A 17,201-nucleotide genomic window follows, 5' to 3' on the forward strand; every position below is an offset into this window, starting at 1 on the left:
CAACCCAATAGTGACGAAGGTTTAAGCTATGATACGCACCATGCTGCAAGGCAAACTTCACCGTGTCAAAGTGACGCAGGCGGATTTGCACTATGAAGGTTCCTGCGCCATCGATCAGGACTTCCTTGAGGCGGCTGGCATTCTGGAATATGAAGCCATTGATATTTATAACGTCACCAACGGTAAGCGTTTTTCAACTTACGCAATTGCTGGCGAACGGGGTTCCAAAATCATTTCCGTTAATGGTGCCGCCGCGCACTGTGCTGATGTTGACGACATTCTGATTATCGCCACTTATGTGACGATGCCAGATGAGCAAGCTCGTAGCTGGCAACCGAAGGTAGCTTATTTCGATGGCGACAACGAAATGAAGCGCCTCGCGAAAGCTGTGCCGGTGCAGGTAGCGTAATCATTAAGGATTTGTAGGTCGGGTAAGCGAAGCGTCACCCGACATAATTGACGCATTTGGTGGATGACGCTTTCGCTTATCCACCCTACAAAACCATTATTCCTTTCAAGACTGCGGCTGGTTACTAATCAACCGCGACATCGTTTCCAGCGAATCCGTCCGCAAAATATATAGCCGTTTTAGCAAAAACGGATTATCCCCCGGCTTCACCTTCCCACGCACCGTTGTCACCGCCATATGGAATCCCGCATCGTTCGCCGCTTTCACAGCCTTATCGTTATATCCACCAAACGGATACGAGAGGTACAAAACATGCGGATTAAACTGCGCAAGGGCGCGTCTTGAGTGTTCAAAATCAAGCAGGATATTACGATAGCTACGACGTAACAGTGTCGGCTGGCGATTAGCGTCAACGCGATGCAGGAAATGGGTATGCGACTGAACATCAAACACATCCTGGCTGGCCTGCAATTCCGAAATACTCATAAATTGCAGTGCCTTCGGGTTCCAGAGTTGCGGGTGCGCTTTAATACGTGACGAAATGATAAATGAGGTTGCCTTAAAACCGTACTGTTTGAGAATTGGGTATGCATAGCGATAAACCGATTTCAGTCCGTCATCAAAGGTAATCACCACCGCACGTGCTGGCATATTCATCCGGTTACGCACATAACCTTCAAGTTGATACATCGTCAGCGTGGTATAGCCCATATCGCGCAGCCAGGTCATCTGGTTGTTGAAGGCCACCACCGAAGTCGTGGTTGAGGTATGACGGAAGCGAGTGTTCTCTTCATCACGCAAAATATGGTGATAAGTCAGCACCGGAATGCCGTTATCGGGCTGCGCATCAAGGCTGCTGACATACCCGAGGCGGTTACCAATGCGGATTTGATACCAAGTTTGATTGAGGTGGTCTTTTAAGCTGGCAATAATCGGGTAACGCAAATTGTCTGCCAGCGTACCGAACTGAGCACTACCGCTGCTCGGTGCGTTATATACCGTGATATCGCGGAAGGTGACCAGATTCTGGTTGCTCAACGGTTTGTGCAAATCACCCAGACGGTCTTCAACACGTTGTTTTCCTGCTACCGATTCAAGGTGTGTTTTATCAATAAACCCGGTGCCAAAACCAAAATTGAACTCGTAATAATCTGCCGCAGTAGGCACTACGGCCAGGATTTGCCCTTCCTGAATGTTACCGACAGAAATGACTTTATCCCCCACCTGTGCCCAAATATCAGCATCTTCTGTGGTTTGCATATATTGCGCGGGAGTGTGATGGCTACTGAGCAGGCTGGCATTGGCGCTACTGCCACCAATCAGCATCAGCACGGTAAAGAAAAGGCGAGTTAGCATAACAAGTTTGATAACACTGGGTGTCTCAATGGCGAGAAGAAGCGGTTATTCTAACAAAAGTCCACTCAATACCAACCTTTCCGCTCAATATTGGTGGAGTAACACAAACGGTGGGTTTTTCTGCTGCTGATGCCAAAGGCTGGTGACGTCGCCCCCGCCATGCTCAACAATAAGTTCACGGAATGCTTCGCCAGTTTGTGTTTCACGGTGCGCACGCATCGCAAACAGCAGCGGCAGTGTGACGCCTGAAATCACTTCACAATGGGGATGCTGGTGGCTAATCAGTGCCGCAGTACGGTAAGGAGCCGCGCCAGTAATATCCGTCAGAAAGATCACGCCATCACCAGAATCACAATTGTACAACGCATCACACATCATACGGCTGAGCATATTGGTGCTAAGCCCTTGCCAGTAATTTACCGCACAGCATTGCGGCTGTGGGCCAAAACGTCGCTCAATCGCATCGAGCATATCCTGAGCATAATAGTCATGACCGGCAATAACCCAACCCAACATGGCCTTCTCCTTTTTGCGGAGCGACAGTGTGCCAGAGCGAAAAATAAGCACCCTGATGCTAATCAAAACTGGGTAAGAAAGAAGGATGTTTACCTCCCCTTGCGGGGAGGTAAGATTGCTGACAAAGGTCACAGAACAGGTTTTGTAGGGTGGATAAGCGATAGCGCCATCCACCATTTACGCCAGTGGTGTCGGATGACGCTATCGCTTATCCGACCTACGAAAGAGCTTTGTCATCAGTCTCTTAGCTACGTAGACCACGGCCACGCTGAATCAGATACCAGCACAGAATGTAGAAGGCCAGAATAAAGCCCACCAGCACGGCTACGGTAAACAGCAACGGGACATCGTTAATGCCGAGGAAACCATAACGGAAGCCGCTGATCATATACACCACCGGGTTAAGGTGAGACAGCGCTTTCCAGAATGGAGGCAGCAATGAAAGAGAGTAAAACACGCCACCTAAATAGGTCAGCGGGGTCAGCACGAAGGTTGGGATCAGACTGATATCGTCAAATGTTTTAGCAAACACCGCGTTCAACAAACCGGCCAGCGAGAACAGAATCGCCGTCAACAGCAGAGTTAACGCAACAAACAGCCATGAATGCACCTGGAACGGCACAAAGAACAGCGACACAGCGGTAACCAGAATACCAACACACAAGCCACGCGCCACACCACCACCAACATAACCGGCGATAATAATATGCGTCGGCACCGGCGCCACCAGTAGTTCTTCAATGTTGCGCTGGAATTTAGCGCTAAAGAAAGAGGAAGCAACGTTGGCATAAGAGTTGGTGATCACCGCCATCATGATCAAACCCGGCACGATGAACTGCATGTAGGTAAAACCATGCATTGAGCCGATTTGCGAGCCAATCAAATTACCAAAAATGATGAAATACAAGGTCATAGTGATGACCGGTGGGACGAGAGTTTGTATCCAGATACGCGTGAAACGGTGGACTTCTTTGGTCCAGATACTTTTTAACGCCACCCAATAGAGATGCATCATGCCTGGTCTCCTTTATGACCGTTAACCAGCGTGACAAACAGCTCTTCAAGACGGTTAGCTTTGTTACGCATACTTAGTACCTGAACCCCTTGAGAACTTAACTGGCTAAACACGCTGTTGATTCCCTGTTCGCGCAGCACTTCTACTTCCAGGGTGGAAGTATCAACCAGGCGATATTGGTAACCATCCAGCTGCGGAAGTGGGCTTTTAGGCGCAAGATCGAGGATAAACGTTTCTGACTTCAGCTTTGAAAGCAGTGATTTCATGGAGGTATTTTCAACCAACTCGCCATTTTGAATAATACCGATGTTGCGGCAGAGCATTTCTGCTTCTTCAAGATAGTGAGTGGTCAAAATGATAGTAGTGCCTTTGTCGTTTAAATCCTTCAGGAAACCCCACATAGAACGGCGCAGCTCGATGTCGACGCCCGCGGTGGGTTCATCAAGGATCAGCAATTTTGGTTCGTGCATTAAGGCACGGGCAATCATTAAACGGCGCTTCATGCCACCAGATAACATACGCGCACGTTCGTTGCGTTTTTCCCACAGATCGAGCTGTTTCAGGTACTTTTCGCTACGTGCGATGGCATCAGCTCGTTCAACACCATAATAGCCCGCCTGATGAACGACAATTTGCTGCACGGTTTCAAACGGGTTGAAGTTAAATTCCTGCGGCACCAACCCGAGCTGACGTTTAGCGTTAACCACGTCTTTTTCCAGGTCGTATCCAAACACACGCACCCGGCCAGAGGTTTTATTTACCAGCGAGCTAATAATCCCGATGGTGGTGGATTTTCCTGCGCCGTTCGGCCCCAGCAGAGCGTAAAAATCCCCTGCTTCAACACGAAGATCTATGCCGCGCAGCGCCTGAACACCGCCGGGATAGGTTTTCGTTAACTGTTCCAGCTCTAATGCAATAGTCATGGATATACGGTTACCTTGTCCGGTACAAAAAAAATTATGCCGTTTAAAAATTATTTCAGTTGCCCTATATTACCTCAACGCACTTCTTCCGTTACAGGTTGTTAACCTCCATGAAAGACATTGATACCCTCATCAGCAATAACCAGGTCTGGTCAAAACTGATGGAGGACGAAGACCCGGGCTTTTTTGAACGTTTGTCTCAGGCCCAAAAACCGCGCTTCTTGTGGATCGGCTGTTCTGATAGTCGCGTACCCGCTGAGCGTCTGACCGGCCTTGAGCCTGGCGAATTATTTGTTCACCGTAACGTGGCAAACCTGGTCATTCATACGGATCTAAATTGCCTTTCTGTAGTGCAGTACGCCGTTGATGTTCTTGAAGTTGAACACATTATTATTTGCGGCCACTACGGATGCGGCGGCGTACAAGCAGCGGTTGAGAACCCAGATTTAGGGCTTATCAACAACTGGCTGCTGCACATCCGCGATATCTGGTTCAAGCATAGTTCGCTGTTGGGAGAACTCCCACCAGAGCAACGTCTGGATACGCTTTGCGAGCTGAATGTCATGGAACAGGTTTATAACCTCGGCCATTCCACCATTATGCAATCAGCATGGAAACGCGGGCAGAAAGTCACAGTACATGGCTGGGCTTACGGGATTCATGATGGTCGCCTGCGCGATTTAGAAGTCACCGCCACTAGCCGTGAATCGCTGGAAAAAGGTTACCGCAGCGGGATTTCGAATCTGCAAAACTCCCATCGCAGCCACAAGAATAGAACACCTTCGCAGTAACTCAGATAGCAAAAAGGGCCTTAAAGGCCCTTTTTATTTATCGGTGATTGGGCGTTTGCTCAACTTATTCGTCTAACAAAACCACTTTACCGACGTATGGCAGATGGCGATAACGCTGAGCGTAGTCAATGCCATAACCCACCACGAACTCGTCAGGAATGGCGAAACCAACCCACTCCACGTTCACGTCCACTTCGCGGCGCTCTGGTTTATCCAGCAGCGTACAAATGGCCAGTGATTTTGGCTCACGCAGGCTCAGAATTTCGCGCACTTTGCTCAGCGTATTACCAGAATCGATAATATCTTCGACGATCAGCACGTCTTTGCCGCGAATATCTTCATCGAGGTCTTTGAGGATTTTCACATCGCGGGTGGTGGACATGCCGCTGCCATAACTGGATGCGGTCATAAAATCGACTTCGTGGGGCACTTGAACTTCACGGCACAAGTCAGCCATAAACATAAATGAGCCACGCAGCAAGCCAACCAGCACCATATCACTACCGCTATCACGATAATGTTCAGTGATCTCACGACCCAATTCAGCGATACGGGCTTTGATCTCCGCTTCGGGGATCATCACTTCAACAGTATGTTTCATAGTTATAACCATATGATTTAAAAATAAATCATTCGATGTCGATTAAATTTCAACCAACACAAAATATTCAGGCCAGCAGTATACCAGCAAAACACATTCGCATGCGCTATCAGTAAAAAAGCCATTTATGTGATGAATATCACGTTTGTTAATAACTATAATGAATTGCTATCAAATTTTTAAGAGCGTGATAATTGTGAAAACAAATAACTCCGGTTCGCGAGTCATCGCAACCTTAACAGTCCTGTTTGCGGTATTAACTGGGCTGTATTTACTCATTGGCGGGATATGGTTAGTGGCAATTGGTGGGTCATGGTATTACCCGATTGCCGGGGTGGTGATGTTAATCACCGCAGTGTTACTTTGGCAACGTAAAGCGCTGGCGCTGGGGATTTACGCCGCATTACTGCTTTGCACCGTGGCGTGGGGTGTCTGGGAAGTAGGTTTCGACTTCTGGGCATTAACACCACGTTTAGACGTACTGTTCTTCTTCGGCGTATGGCTGCTGCTGCCGTTCGTTTATCGTCATCTGACTCTGCCTTCTTCGGGTGCCGCAGCAGCACTTGGCGCTGTGCTGGCGATTACCGTGGTGGTATTGGCCTGGGCCGTGTTTAACGATCCCCAAGAAATCAACGGTACGCTCAGTGCGGATGCGCAGGCTCCTGTGGCAGCAAGTTCCGCAATTCCTGATGCCGACTGGCCTGCATATGGCCGCAATCAGGAAGGACAGCGCTACTCTCCTCTAAAACAGATCAACGATAAAAATGTCGGTCAACTTAAAGAAGCGTGGACTTTCCAGACTGGCGATGTGAAGCGCCCAACCGATCCTGGTGAAATCACTAACGAAGTCACCCCGATTAAAGTCCGCGATACGCTGTACCTGTGTACCGCTCACCAGCAACTGTTCGCGCTGGATGCGGCAACCGGTAAGCAGAAGTGGAAATTCGATCCGCGTCTGGATACCAATCCTTCGTTCCAGCATGTGACCTGCCGTGGTGTTTCTTACCACGAAGCAACGGCTGATAACGCGAGTGCGGATGTGGTTTCTGACTGCCCTCGTCGAATCATTCTTCCAGTGAATGATGGCCGTCTGTTTGCGATTAATGCCGATAACGGCCAGCTTTGCGAAAGCTTTGCTAACAAAGGCATTCTGAACCTGCAAACCAACATGCCGGTGACCACTCCAGGGATGTATGAACCGACATCACCACCGATTATCACCGATAAAGTGATCGTGATTGCCGGTGCAGTGACCGATAACTACTCCACTCGCGAGCCGTCTGGCGTGATCCGTGGTTTTGATGTCAACAGCGGCAAACTGCTGTGGGCATTCGATCCGGGAGCCAAAGACCCGAATACAATTCCAGGCGACGAGCACCATTTCAGCCTTAACTCGCCGAACTCCTGGGCACCTGCGGCCTATGACGCGAAGCTGGATTTAGTGTATCTGCCGATGGGTGTCACCACGCCAGATATTTGGGGTGGCAACCGCACACCGGAACAAGAGCGTTTTGCCAGCAGCATCGTGGCGCTGAACGCGACCACCGGCAAACTGGTGTGGTCTTATCAAACGGTGCACCACGACCTGTGGGATATGGACATGCCGTCGCAGCCAACGCTTGCCGATATTACCGTTAAAGGCGAAACCGTTCCGGTTATCTACGCGCCTGCGAAAACCGGCAACATCTTTGTGCTCGACCGTCGTGACGGTAAACTGGTTGTTCCGGCTCCGGAAAAACCAGTTCCACAAGGTGCGGCGAAAGGTGACTACGTGACGCCAACTCAGCCATTCTCGGATTTGAGTTTCCGTCCGAAGAAAGACCTGAGCGGTGCCGATATGTGGGGTGCGACCCTTTACGATCAAATGGTCTGCCGCATTATCTTCCACAACCTACGTTATGAAGGCATCTTCACGCCGCCTTCTGAGCAAGGCACGCTGGTGTTCCCGGGGAACCTGGGGATGTTCGAATGGGGTGGGATTTCAGTCGACCCTAACCGTCAGGTGGCGATTGCCAACCCAATGGCACTGCCGTTTGTTTCTAAACTGATGCCACGCGGGCCAGGTAACCCGATGGAGCCGCCAAAAGATGCTAAAGGCAGTGGTTCTGAATCCGGCATTCAGCCGCAGTACGGCGTACCATTTGGCGTGACGCTGAACCCGTTCCTTTCTCCGTTCGGCTTGCCGTGTAAGCAACCGGCCTGGGGTTACATCTCTGCGGTAGATTTGAAAACCAACGAAGTGGTGTGGAAAAAACGTATCGGGACAGTGCGTGACAGTTCGCCGCTTCCGCTGCCGTTTAAAATGGGGATGCCAATGCTGGGCGGCCCAATTTCTACCGCCGGGAATGTGTTGTTCATTGGCGCAACCGCAGATAACTACCTGCGTGCTTATAACATGAGCAACGGTGAAAAACTGTGGGAAGCGCGTCTGCCAGCCGGTGGCCAGGCAACGCCGATGACCTATGAAGTGAATGGCAAGCAGTACGTGGTGATTTCTGCAGGTGGCCACGGATCCTTCGGGACGAAGATGGGCGATTACATCGTCGCTTACGCTTTGCCGGACGTTAAATAAACCATTATCTCCCGGCAGGCAACCTGCCGGGAGATAATTTTATTCATAGGAGATAGTAAAAACAGCCTGCGAGGTAAAAGAACCCGGTCGGGTAGATTTACCATTTTTCTCTAATTGTGCGGTCAGATTTATAGTCGTTGAGCCAGTCATTGATACACTAAAGGTAGAAGAGCCATCCGGGACGACCGTTGAACTGCCGTTCTTAATTCGTAATGCTACGCCGGTGCTACCACTGGAAGTCGTCGTGGTATTTTTTAATAACTGGCTGCTATCTTCCCTGGAATTAGTATTAAGTTTGACCTTAACTTTTGTACCCACGCACTGAGTCATTTTAAGTGAAAAAGGTACGGGGTCCTTTCTATTCAAGTCATCCATATCATATTCACCAAGCGCTAGTGTATTTCCGCTAACGTTGGTACCCGCGACAACCGCAGTGCTACAGGTAGGAAAACTGTTTAGAAGATTAATACTAATTGCACTATTAGTAAGCACGTCCGTATTAAAATCACTCATTTGTAACGTCGTTAATCTTCCTGCTATTGGATGCGCAACCGTCTGGCCTGGAGCCCATTTGTAGTCAGGAGTTTGATAAATCCTCATGTAAATTCCATAGGTTTGACTATCTCTATCCCATGGGTACGATTCGCTGCCGAGATGCCCCCAGTTATTAGTTGCTCCAAGTGGCAAAGTCTGGTTGTTTCTTATACCGCCATCGCATCCATTACTTTTGTGGGCGCGACATATTATGGCCACCTCATAGACGATACCTGGAATAGTGGTTCTAAAGAAAGTTGAATAATTATTACTACCACCTGAGTCACCGGTATTGGTATCTTTAATGACAACATTCTGCGCATTGCCTGATATTTGATTAAAATACAGATACCCCCTGCCATTATAACAGTCAGTTTTAATAGCACTAGTCTCAGTAAGTGATATCCAACTTGGCGTCAGTCTCACATAGGGCGCATTATTGACACCTGCAAACTGATATACAGAAATAGCCGCCGAAGGTATTGTCACTGAATAAGGCGATTCAAATTGACAAAATGTTGCAGCGATAGCTGGCGTACTGCATAAGATATAAAATGAAGACATTATCAGCAGTAACATTCTACCCACGGGTAGAATTTTCAGACATTGCAGGTTAATCATAAATTACACTCACCATAATATTCGAAGCCACTCTTCCAGCTGAAACGACTCCCGTATTCTGGTAACGGGCATAAAAGAGATAATCTGTTAAATACTCTGAAGATGTTTGATCCTGCACGTCATAAATAACATCGGAACTACCATCGCTCTTCAAGACATTGGTATTTGTCAGCGCAGAGAAAATGACAACACCAACGTTCTCCGCACCGCCTGACGAAGGGGAAGCTTCATTAATAAAGACTTGTTTTGACTGCGCAGGAAATTGTTCCGAAACGGGTTTAAACTGAAAATGAAGGCGGTTTGCCTCACCCTGAACCCAGTCAACGCAGTCATCAACTGTAATTTTAAAAGGTTGCCCACCTGCAGCATCTGTAGGAGACAACGGCGCTGGAGGATTGCCGCGTGGTGAAAAATAATCCCGACTCACCGTCGGCAAATGCACACTGCCATTATTTTCTACCGTCACATTACAGGTATTATTAATTATGTTGGCGTTGATATTCATATCCACACCAGCCTCGCACGCTAAAGAGGTGCCACTTGCTAAAATGAATAGTGCCAGGTACCTAAAAATAGCTCCACGAGACCGGTGGGATATCATAACCAAACCTTATTTGTAAGTGATAACAAAAGTAATCGGGACTTGGAAGGTACCGGCAGTAACCTCGTCAATTGAGCGCTCATTCCCAATCACCATTCTGGCATTCATAGCAACATCAAGCGTACTTCCAGAAATAGCAAGTTCCTGAGGGATGGAACGATCTTTACAGCTAAATTCTGTACCGCTGTCCGGCAGACCGCGCCATATCTCAACGGCAGTTGCTGCCGCAGTGCCCGTATAATTTGGATATGAGGTTCCATCGCCATTTAGGCCAGAGCACCCCCCGCCGCTAATTTGCGTACTCACCATGGCACTCTTGACCCCAGAACAGCCGCTAAACGCTAACTTAAAATTCTCGACACGAGCCTTCGTCTGTAAATCAGATTTAAATACATCGCCGAAAGAAATAGTTGACGTAGCCGCTCCTGCACTATCCTTTATTTGAGCATTGCAAGTCCCCGCTTCTACAGTCGAGGTAAATGTTGCAGTCACACTATCCGTACCCGTAATAGCGTAAGCGGATGATATGGAAAATAGACTTGCAAACAGAGATAAGAAATAGATTTTTAGATTTATATTCTTCATGATCGCACTCCTTGATCTGAGCGAGAAAAATTATTCATAAGTGAAGTTAAATATTGCAGTGGCATTAAAAGCACCCGTTGTGACCTTCGTGGCATCCGTAGGCACAAGCTTTGCTAACAAATTAACTTTCTTAGCAGCTATTTCACTGGTAGTCCAAACCAAACGCTTAGCATCTACCGTTGAGTTAATAGTGAATGCCTCGCCACCTGAAGCTCTCGCTACTGAAACCCCAAGATAATCTGCCTTGTCAGTACTTGTAATACCATTGATGATTAATGTAGGGACAATTCCAGATTGAGTGCCAGTTATAGTGGTTTTTATTACTGCCAGGCTCGATGGGCATGTCACGATATCCAGTGAAAAGGGAACCGAAACGCTGGCGTCACCGGATAATATCTTATCTAAAGATGTTTTCCCTGAATTACCAATGGCAATAGTATTATTTTGATTATTTCCCGTGCCACCGGTAATGCGCATATCACACGTAGTTTCCCGAATATTCGCAGTAAAATTGACAGTCAGATCTGTAGCATAAATGTTACTGGATAATATTCCACATGAAACACATAGTAATTTTGCTATCGATGAATTTAACCTCATTGAACTCCTCCTTGATTATAATAAATAACTACCTATTATTAATTCACATGACAACTTTGGTTAGTTAATACCGTGGTTAAACCGATTGTTTGCGCATTCGCAGGGATCTGATAATTTACTGTGCATTGTTCTTCAGACTTGTTTCCCCAGCGAATCGTTAATCGTCCTGCGTCATTAATACCCCTGACAAACGCACGTCCCGCCTGGCCCACGCTACCTACAACATTATTATTTTCATCATAGACATCAGCCCCCAACGGAATAAAACCTTTATCATTACGAATGAGTTCAAGAAGTACCGAGCGCCCCTCTTCAGTGGCAAAATCAACACGCACGACAGCACCATCACGCGGAATAGCAGTGGTACTGGTGTTCATAATTGCCACATCATTTTCCAGAGTATCAATATTCAGCCCAATGGTATTTTCACGATATGGCGAAAGATAAGGCACCACCGCGTAACCCTGCCCATCGATTTCTCCATCACCGTTGGTCATTTTTGCGCCTTTCGCCCCTTTGGCTTTTACCAAAGCGATCGTACTTGTTGTGCCTATGTTTCCGGGTGAAAAGGTTATTCCACCTGAATGAATAACGACACCACCGCTATTGCCAAATGAAGCTTGTTGTCCACTGTGATCATTGATAGAAGCAGACACGCTTATAGGCCCATAGGCACTATTGTAACTGCCATAACCACCAATCTGAGTTAAATCCTGAGACTCCGACAATGTTGAAGATGCATTCACACTATAGTTATAGCGGTTGTCTGCAGAATTACCCGATGCAGAAACATCAGCCTGAGAATTCCCTTTAAAATCACTGCTGATGGAAGCATTCATGTTATTGAACCCTCCTTTGCGAATATCATGTCCGGGTAGATTACCAAACGGAATACTTAAACCTATATACGCACGGTCATCTTCTTCACCATTGACGTTATAAGCACGCTGCAACGAGAGATTATAGCTCACCCAGCTAAATGAATTGCTATAACCAAATGAATACTGTGACGTTGTTTTACTATTATTCCAGTAATCTTCCCAACTCCCGGTTAAATAAACGGAACCGTAGTTATTATCTCCGGCTTGCAGCAGTTGGTTGATACTCACCTGGACTTGGTTTTTCTGTCGATCAAAATTGTTCCAGCTGTTTTCATTTCCATCAGCATTATTAGTACTATCGATATCATTATTTAAACTACTTGCATCACTTAAACTAAGGTAGTCCGTCGTTGAGAACCGATATGCGGTAACGTTGAATGAGGTATCGGTCATTTCCAGCAGTTTACTAAATGTAAGACGATAGCTCTGCCCCTGCAGTGTTCCAACAGTTTCGATATCCGCCTGCGATTGTGTTACATCTAATGCTATTGCGCCGAAAGAAGTATTTACCGCCACACCGAGTAAAGCAGCGAAATAATCAGTATCCGTGAATTCAATACCGGTGTAGCCGGTTAAAAGATTATTGATCCCATAATATCCGGAAGCCACAACGACTTTAGGTTTGTTACCGGGAGTCTCATCATTGAGTTCACCCAGGCCAAAATCCCAACGCGCAGTACCCGGACGCAACATTTGAGTAACCGAAGAGAAGGGGATAGAAAAGCTACGTTTGCTACCATCGGCCTCTTCAACTGTTACATCAAGATCGCTACCAGAACCCGATGGATTCAGGTCATCGATAGCGAAGGGGCCTGGCGGTACAGTGGTTTCGTAAATGGTATTGCCACTCTGGCGCACGGTAACCTTGGCATTGCTGTTAGCCACCCCGCGTACTACTGGTACATAGCTTTCTTCCCCACCAGGTTGCATACGGGTATCGCTGTATAAACGGATCCCTCGCAAACTCACTGAATCGAAAGTATCCCCGCTGGTAAAGGTATCACCGATAACAAACTGAGATTTCAGTGACGGAATATCACGCTGGACATAAATATCCTGGCTTTCATATCCGCTGCCATTATCTTTCGACCAATTAGCCGAACCACGAGATCGAAAACGCCATGCCCCCAGGTTCACACCATAATTAAGCCCCATATAAGCGCTTTGAGCCATGTCGCCATCATTGTTGGAGGTATATGCATTCAGATCGTAAGAGAGCATGGCCGCGTTGACGCCGCTATCCCACAAAGAAGGATCGATATACCCTTTTGGGCGCTTAAGAACATATATTTGTGGCAACGAAATATCCAGTCGTTGCTCTTCGCTGGCAAAGCTGACATGAGAACCAGAATAAATTGCACTTAAGTCGTAACAGGTCGCCTGCTCGGAGGAAGCATCCTCTTCTTCCGCAACAAACTTAATAGTAGAGGTGTCTATTCCTAACTGAGACAATAGCAACTGAGTAATACAGGGTGAAGCAATATCAGTACCATTGGCTTTGAATGTGATTTTCCCATTATATTTTGCAGCGTTATTAACATATACGACAACACTGTAAACGCCAGGTAATACCGGGTTCCCGTGAGAGAAACGGCTGACATCCACCTTGCCACTGCTGTCTGTGTTAAAGAGAAATTGATCGTTGAACTCAACACCGTCTTCTGAAGAAGATATTTGTTCGTGATTCTCTTCCGCATAAATAGGTACTGATAATAAAGTACCTATTAAAAATAACGGACTATAGTATCTCGTTAAGCCACGCACGATAGCACACATCCATATTATGATAAACCAGGTCCACCTGAAAAGTTAGATATTCACTTCACGCTCAATGCTTCCGCCATAGTCATTTATTGCGCTATATTTTATTTTCCCACCAGAGGCGGTATTACTAAGATCCTTTATCTTAAAGGAAGCACTGCTACCTGGTGCTATAGCACTGGTATCAATGCTATATTTTTTATTGTTATTTAAATATGTAGCATCACTGAATGACACATAATATTGAGAGCTATTTTTTACTTCTGCATATACTCCCTGCGCATCTTTTCTTAATGACCATTGTAATTTCGTGGCCGCTTCTTCAGGAGTACCTTGTAAACCATCAGGACGATAGAACATTTTTATCCGTGTACGGAAAGCAAGTTGGACAATATTCTCACCATCTGTATTTTTAGCTTTAGGCGGTACTTCCAGTACGTTAAACCAAAAGAGACTTTCTTTATCCTTCGGTAACTCAGCCCCAAGAGAAGTAATCCTGATTGTCTGCCCTTTATTTGGATCAATACGTGAAACTGGTGGGGTGACTAAAAAAGGAAGCTTTAACTCCTGCGGATTCACAGAATCACGCCCATCATCCAGCCATGACTGGACAAGCAAAGGCTTTTGCCCACGATTATCGAGTTTAACCGAAACATCTTTCGCAGATTGCTGATAGATAATCCGGGTACCCGAAATAACAATATCGGCATAACAGTTAGAAGCCACAAACCAAGCGCTCAAGAAGACGACTAAAGAATATACTCTCTTGTAATTAATGAAGCTCATAATGATATACCGGTAAAATAAAGAATAATAAACCTGCCTTAATGGCAGGTTTAATAAATAACACTTTAGAATAAAATTTTATTCATAAGCCATCGTGAAGGTAACGTTGGTATTGACTTTACCTGGCACAACGGGATTGCTGGCTACGTTCCAGTCAGCACTGGGTACATAAGCGGCACGATAAGCAAATACACCTCTACCAGCATCGAGGGTGACCACCTGAGAAACATCAGTTGGGTCACCAATCTTAACCTGAGTGACATTACCTGAAGCGTTATTAAACAGCGCCACACTCACGTTTTGAGCAGCGCCAGAAACAGTGGAATCAGGCTTCAGAGTACCATTTGATAGCTCAGCAAATTGCTGTGAAGAGAATGAAATTGTTGCTTTAGTCAAAGACTCTTCACATTCGTTTAGCATCAGTTCAAATTCCTTCGAACCCACACCACCCGCAACAAGAGTTGAGCCTTCTACAGCCGCTTTAGTGACTACCGGCATTGAAATAGTTACGTTACTAGCATCAATTCCGTTGTTGGTCGTAATTTTACAAGTGGTACCTGTAACTGCACCATCGAGAGTAATCAGACCAAGATCTGTTGCATGGGCAGAAAATACCCCCATTGCCAATAGCAACGCAGAAACTTTAAATTTCATATAAACATCCCTTTAATTTAAAATTAATTATCTATTAATAATTCCAGTGACATAGGCATGAACTAATAATCGCAATATGCGTTAAATACATTTAACACAAGCGATCATTAGATATTTTATTGAAAATCTGCAAATGCCAGTAGAAAGATGAAGTATGTAGTCAAGGGAGGGTATACACAACACCTCATTATTGAAATAATATATTAAGTAATCGTTAATACACCATCCAGAGCACAACAAGATGAATAGCATGTGTCGGGTAATGATGTTTTATTTTTAATGAAAAATAAAAAGCCTGCATTTTTTCATGCAAGCTTTTATGAGGCAGAGTTTATTTAGAGAATATGAGAATTTACTTAACAGTAAATCCTAACATCATGCCAGTATCTTCATGTTCCAGTAGATGGCAGTGCGCCATATAGGCATGTTCCTGAGAGGCGGCATGTTCAAAACGTACTAATACTTCACTACGCCCGCCTTCGACACGAACCGTATCTTTCCAGCCCTGACGATGTGGAGCAACGGGCTGACCGTTTTCACTCAGGATGCGGAACTGCGTGCCATGAATGTGGAACGGATGCAGCATCATGTCGCCTTCACCAGAAATCGTCCATTTCTCGAATTTGCCTTTCTCGGCGGCAAACGCTGGGGTGTTCATATCAAATGCTTTGCCGTTAATCTTGTTGGCATTATGGAAGTCGAATCCTGAACCCTGTTTTCCGTGCTTCATGCCACCATGGTTCATCATTCCATCCTTCATATGGCTCATGTTGCCCATATTACCCATATCGCCGTGTCCGGACATGCTCATGCCCGCCATTGCCTGCGGACCATATTTTTCCATCAACGCCTGCATACCCATCATGTCCAGCATCGGGTCCATCATCAGCTGTAGCCAACGCTCGGTAATACCTTCAATTTTCGGCAACGGCGGAACATCTGCTAGCTTGTCTGGCATTTCGCCAGAAGCCGCAATAATTAAAGGCTGGATGTGCACTATCGGCTGCGGTTTATCGAACGGGGCAACCGTCATGCCCATTTGTTTAACAGGCAGCGTGACAATATCAAACGCTTTGCCGTCGCGGGTATCGATCAGTACTTCGAAACGCTCGCCCATCAGCATAGAAAGTTCAGTGACTTTCACAGGCTCCGCTAATAAGCCGCCGTCGCTAGCTATCACGTAAAGCGGACGGTTATCACTAGCGGCAATATTGAGCGAACGCGCGTTACAGCCGTTCAACAGGCGTAAACGCAACCAGCCACGCGGGTTTGCGTGTTGCGGATACATCGCGCCATTACACAATAATGTATCGCCAAACCAGCCTACTGCCGCACTCATCACGTCCAGTTGATAGTCGATTTGCCCGTCAGCAGCGAAACGCTTGTCCTGAATGATCAGCGGCACGTCGTCGATGCCCCACTGTTTCGGTAAACGCAACGCACGGCTTTCGGCATCGTCGATTAACACCAGCCCCGCCAACCCCATCGCCACTTGATGGCCGGTTTTGCCATGCTGATGAGGATGGAACCAACATGTTGCAGCGCGTTGTTGCGGAGTAAATTTCACAGTGCGCTTGCCACCTGCGGCAATCACTCCTTGCGGCCCACCGTCGACATCGCCAGGCACTTCTAATCCATGCCAGTGCAGCGTGGTTTCTTCTGCGAGGTTATTATTAATCTCAACAGTGACTTCTTCGCCCTCACTTAACTGCAATGCTGGCCCCAACAAGTTACCGTTATAACCCCAGGTGGTAGCGGTTTTTCCGTTGAAAGTACTTTTACCCGCTTGCACTGTTAAACGGATGCTATTCTTTGCATCAGGGGCGAGAATTTGCGGGATCGGTAATACGGGTCTGTCAGCCGCCAGCGCAGCTTTACTCCAGAGCGGCAGTGCACTGAATGCACTGATGGCTGCAGAATATTTCAGAAAATCACGGCGATGCATATTCAATTCCTTTCTATTAGCAGGCTTGGGATTGAGCATAAACCTTACCC

16 protein-coding genes are annotated in these 17,201 nt (G+C 46.8%); 3 read left to right on the forward strand and 13 right to left on the reverse strand.

Features of this window, described 5'->3' with window-relative positions:
• The first annotated feature begins 28 nt into the window (after window positions 1-28).
• A complete protein-coding gene (panD, locus tag MNO13_RS19950; RefSeq protein ID WP_232886625.1) occupies window positions 29-409 on the forward strand; it encodes an aspartate 1-decarboxylase in 381 nt (126 codons plus the stop codon).
• A gap of 105 nt (window positions 410-514) precedes the next feature.
• Here panD and MNO13_RS19955 read toward each other — a convergent pair whose 3' ends face one another.
• The 4 genes from MNO13_RS19955 to MNO13_RS19970 form a co-directional block, all read right to left on the reverse strand.
• A complete protein-coding gene (locus MNO13_RS19955; RefSeq protein ID WP_133523123.1) occupies window positions 515-1,765 on the reverse strand; it encodes a polysaccharide deacetylase family protein in 1,251 nt (416 codons plus the stop codon).
• 84 nt (window positions 1,766-1,849) lie between these two features.
• Entirely contained in the window at window positions 1,850-2,281 is a 432-nt protein-coding gene (locus tag MNO13_RS19960) for a PTS sugar transporter subunit IIA (protein WP_064539843.1), read from the reverse strand.
• Window positions 2,282-2,525: 244 nt separating this feature from the next.
• On the reverse strand, window positions 2,526-3,296 hold the full coding sequence (locus MNO13_RS19965; RefSeq protein ID WP_064539845.1) for an ABC transporter permease: 771 nt from the start codon (window positions 3,294-3,296) through the stop codon (window positions 2,526-2,528).
• Complete coding sequence (locus MNO13_RS19970) at window positions 3,293-4,219, reverse strand: ABC transporter ATP-binding protein (protein WP_121814287.1); 927 nt, start codon at window positions 4,217-4,219, stop codon at window positions 3,293-3,295. The genes MNO13_RS19965 and MNO13_RS19970 overlap by 4 nt, the downstream gene beginning before the upstream one ends.
• A gap of 110 nt (window positions 4,220-4,329) precedes the next feature.
• Here MNO13_RS19970 and can point away from each other — a divergent pair, with 110 nt between their 5' ends.
• Window positions 4,330-5,010 carry a carbonate dehydratase gene (gene can / locus MNO13_RS19975; protein ID WP_064539851.1) on the forward strand — a complete coding sequence of 227 codons (681 nt, stop codon included), beginning with the start codon at window positions 4,330-4,332 and terminating at the stop codon, window positions 5,008-5,010.
• A 64-nt stretch (window positions 5,011-5,074) separates the two neighbouring features.
• Here can and hpt read toward each other — a convergent pair whose 3' ends face one another.
• Complete coding sequence (hpt, locus tag MNO13_RS19980; RefSeq protein WP_034460899.1) at window positions 5,075-5,611, reverse strand: hypoxanthine phosphoribosyltransferase; 537 nt, start codon at window positions 5,609-5,611, stop codon at window positions 5,075-5,077.
• A gap of 160 nt (window positions 5,612-5,771) precedes the next feature.
• On the opposite strand from hpt, the gene MNO13_RS19985 reads away from it, so the two are divergent.
• Window positions 5,772-8,183 carry a glucose/quinate/shikimate family membrane-bound PQQ-dependent dehydrogenase gene (locus tag MNO13_RS19985; protein WP_422387200.1) on the forward strand — a complete coding sequence of 804 codons (2,412 nt, stop codon included), beginning with the start codon at window positions 5,772-5,774 and terminating at the stop codon, window positions 8,181-8,183.
• Window positions 8,184-8,222: 39 nt separating this feature from the next.
• Here the strand turns inward: MNO13_RS19985 and MNO13_RS19990 are convergent, their stop codons facing one another.
• From MNO13_RS19990 to cueO, 8 genes are all read right to left on the reverse strand, one after another.
• A complete protein-coding gene (locus tag MNO13_RS19990; RefSeq protein WP_241939169.1) occupies window positions 8,223-9,338 on the reverse strand; it encodes a fimbrial protein in 1,116 nt (371 codons plus the stop codon).
• A complete protein-coding gene (locus MNO13_RS19995; protein WP_237929867.1) occupies window positions 9,331-9,843 on the reverse strand; it encodes a fimbrial-like protein in 513 nt (170 codons plus the stop codon). The genes MNO13_RS19990 and MNO13_RS19995 overlap by 8 nt, the downstream gene beginning before the upstream one ends.
• Window positions 9,844-9,948: 105 nt before the next feature.
• Window positions 9,949-10,524, reverse strand: coding sequence for a fimbrial protein (locus MNO13_RS20000; protein ID WP_133523126.1), 576 nt, complete (start codon window positions 10,522-10,524; stop codon window positions 9,949-9,951).
• A gap of 30 nt (window positions 10,525-10,554) precedes the next feature.
• Complete coding sequence (locus MNO13_RS20005; protein ID WP_064539860.1) at window positions 10,555-11,124, reverse strand: fimbrial protein; 570 nt, start codon at window positions 11,122-11,124, stop codon at window positions 10,555-10,557.
• Between the two features lie 38 nt (window positions 11,125-11,162).
• The gene (locus MNO13_RS20010) at window positions 11,163-13,769 is read right to left on the reverse strand and encodes an outer membrane usher protein (protein ID WP_166642092.1); all 2,607 of its coding nucleotides are present in this window, start codon (window positions 13,767-13,769) and stop codon (window positions 11,163-11,165) included.
• 45 nt (window positions 13,770-13,814) lie between these two features.
• Entirely contained in the window at window positions 13,815-14,552 is a 738-nt protein-coding gene (locus MNO13_RS20015) for a fimbrial chaperone (protein ID WP_064539864.1), read from the reverse strand.
• Between the two features lie 78 nt (window positions 14,553-14,630).
• Window positions 14,631-15,206: a fimbrial protein gene (locus MNO13_RS20020; RefSeq protein WP_064539866.1), complete on the reverse strand. Its 576-nt coding sequence runs from the start codon at window positions 15,204-15,206 to the stop codon at window positions 14,631-14,633.
• Between the two features lie 352 nt (window positions 15,207-15,558).
• On the reverse strand, window positions 15,559-17,151 hold the full coding sequence (cueO, locus tag MNO13_RS20025) for a multicopper oxidase CueO (protein WP_121814291.1): 1,593 nt from the start codon (window positions 17,149-17,151) through the stop codon (window positions 15,559-15,561).
• Window positions 17,152-17,201: the final 50 nt, after the last annotated feature.

Origin of the sequence: Buttiauxella ferragutiae (genome assembly GCF_022637515.1) — a bacterium.
Classification (GTDB): Bacteria; Pseudomonadota; Gammaproteobacteria; order Enterobacterales; family Enterobacteriaceae; genus Buttiauxella; species Buttiauxella ferragutiae.

Bases quoted from the DNA above. Each gene is read 5' to 3' on its own strand.
- MNO13_RS19960 (WP_064539843.1), bottom strand. From the start codon at position 2,281: ATGTTGGGTTGGGTTATTGCCGGTCATGACTATTATGCTCAGGATATG.
- MNO13_RS20020 (WP_064539866.1), bottom strand. From the start codon at position 15,206: ATGAAATTTAAAGTTTCTGCGTTGCTATTGGCAATGGGGGTATTTTCT.
- MNO13_RS20005 (WP_064539860.1), bottom strand. From the start codon at position 11,124: ATGAGGTTAAATTCATCGATAGCAAAATTACTATGTGTTTCATGTGGA.
- hpt (WP_034460899.1), bottom strand. From the start codon at position 5,611: ATGAAACATACTGTTGAAGTGATGATCCCCGAAGCGGAGATCAAAGCC.
- MNO13_RS19970 (WP_121814287.1), bottom strand. From the start codon at position 4,219: ATGACTATTGCATTAGAGCTGGAACAGTTAACGAAAACCTATCCCGGC.
- MNO13_RS19955 (WP_133523123.1), bottom strand. From the start codon at position 1,765: ATGCTAACTCGCCTTTTCTTTACCGTGCTGATGCTGATTGGTGGCAGT.
- cueO (WP_121814291.1), bottom strand. From the start codon at position 17,151: ATGCATCGCCGTGATTTTCTGAAATATTCTGCAGCCATCAGTGCATTC.
- MNO13_RS19995 (WP_237929867.1), bottom strand. From the start codon at position 9,843: ATGAATATCAACGCCAACATAATTAATAATACCTGTAATGTGACGGTA.
- panD (WP_232886625.1), top strand. From the start codon at position 29: ATGATACGCACCATGCTGCAAGGCAAACTTCACCGTGTCAAAGTGACG.
- MNO13_RS19985 (WP_422387200.1), top strand. From the start codon at position 5,772: ATGAATTGCTATCAAATTTTTAAGAGCGTGATAATTGTGAAAACAAAT.
- MNO13_RS20015 (WP_064539864.1), bottom strand. From the start codon at position 14,552: ATGAGCTTCATTAATTACAAGAGAGTATATTCTTTAGTCGTCTTCTTG.
- can (WP_064539851.1), top strand. From the start codon at position 4,330: ATGAAAGACATTGATACCCTCATCAGCAATAACCAGGTCTGGTCAAAA.
- MNO13_RS19990 (WP_241939169.1), bottom strand. From the start codon at position 9,338: ATGATTAACCTGCAATGTCTGAAAATTCTACCCGTGGGTAGAATGTTA.
- MNO13_RS20000 (WP_133523126.1), bottom strand. From the start codon at position 10,524: ATGAAGAATATAAATCTAAAAATCTATTTCTTATCTCTGTTTGCAAGT.
- MNO13_RS19965 (WP_064539845.1), bottom strand. From the start codon at position 3,296: ATGATGCATCTCTATTGGGTGGCGTTAAAAAGTATCTGGACCAAAGAA.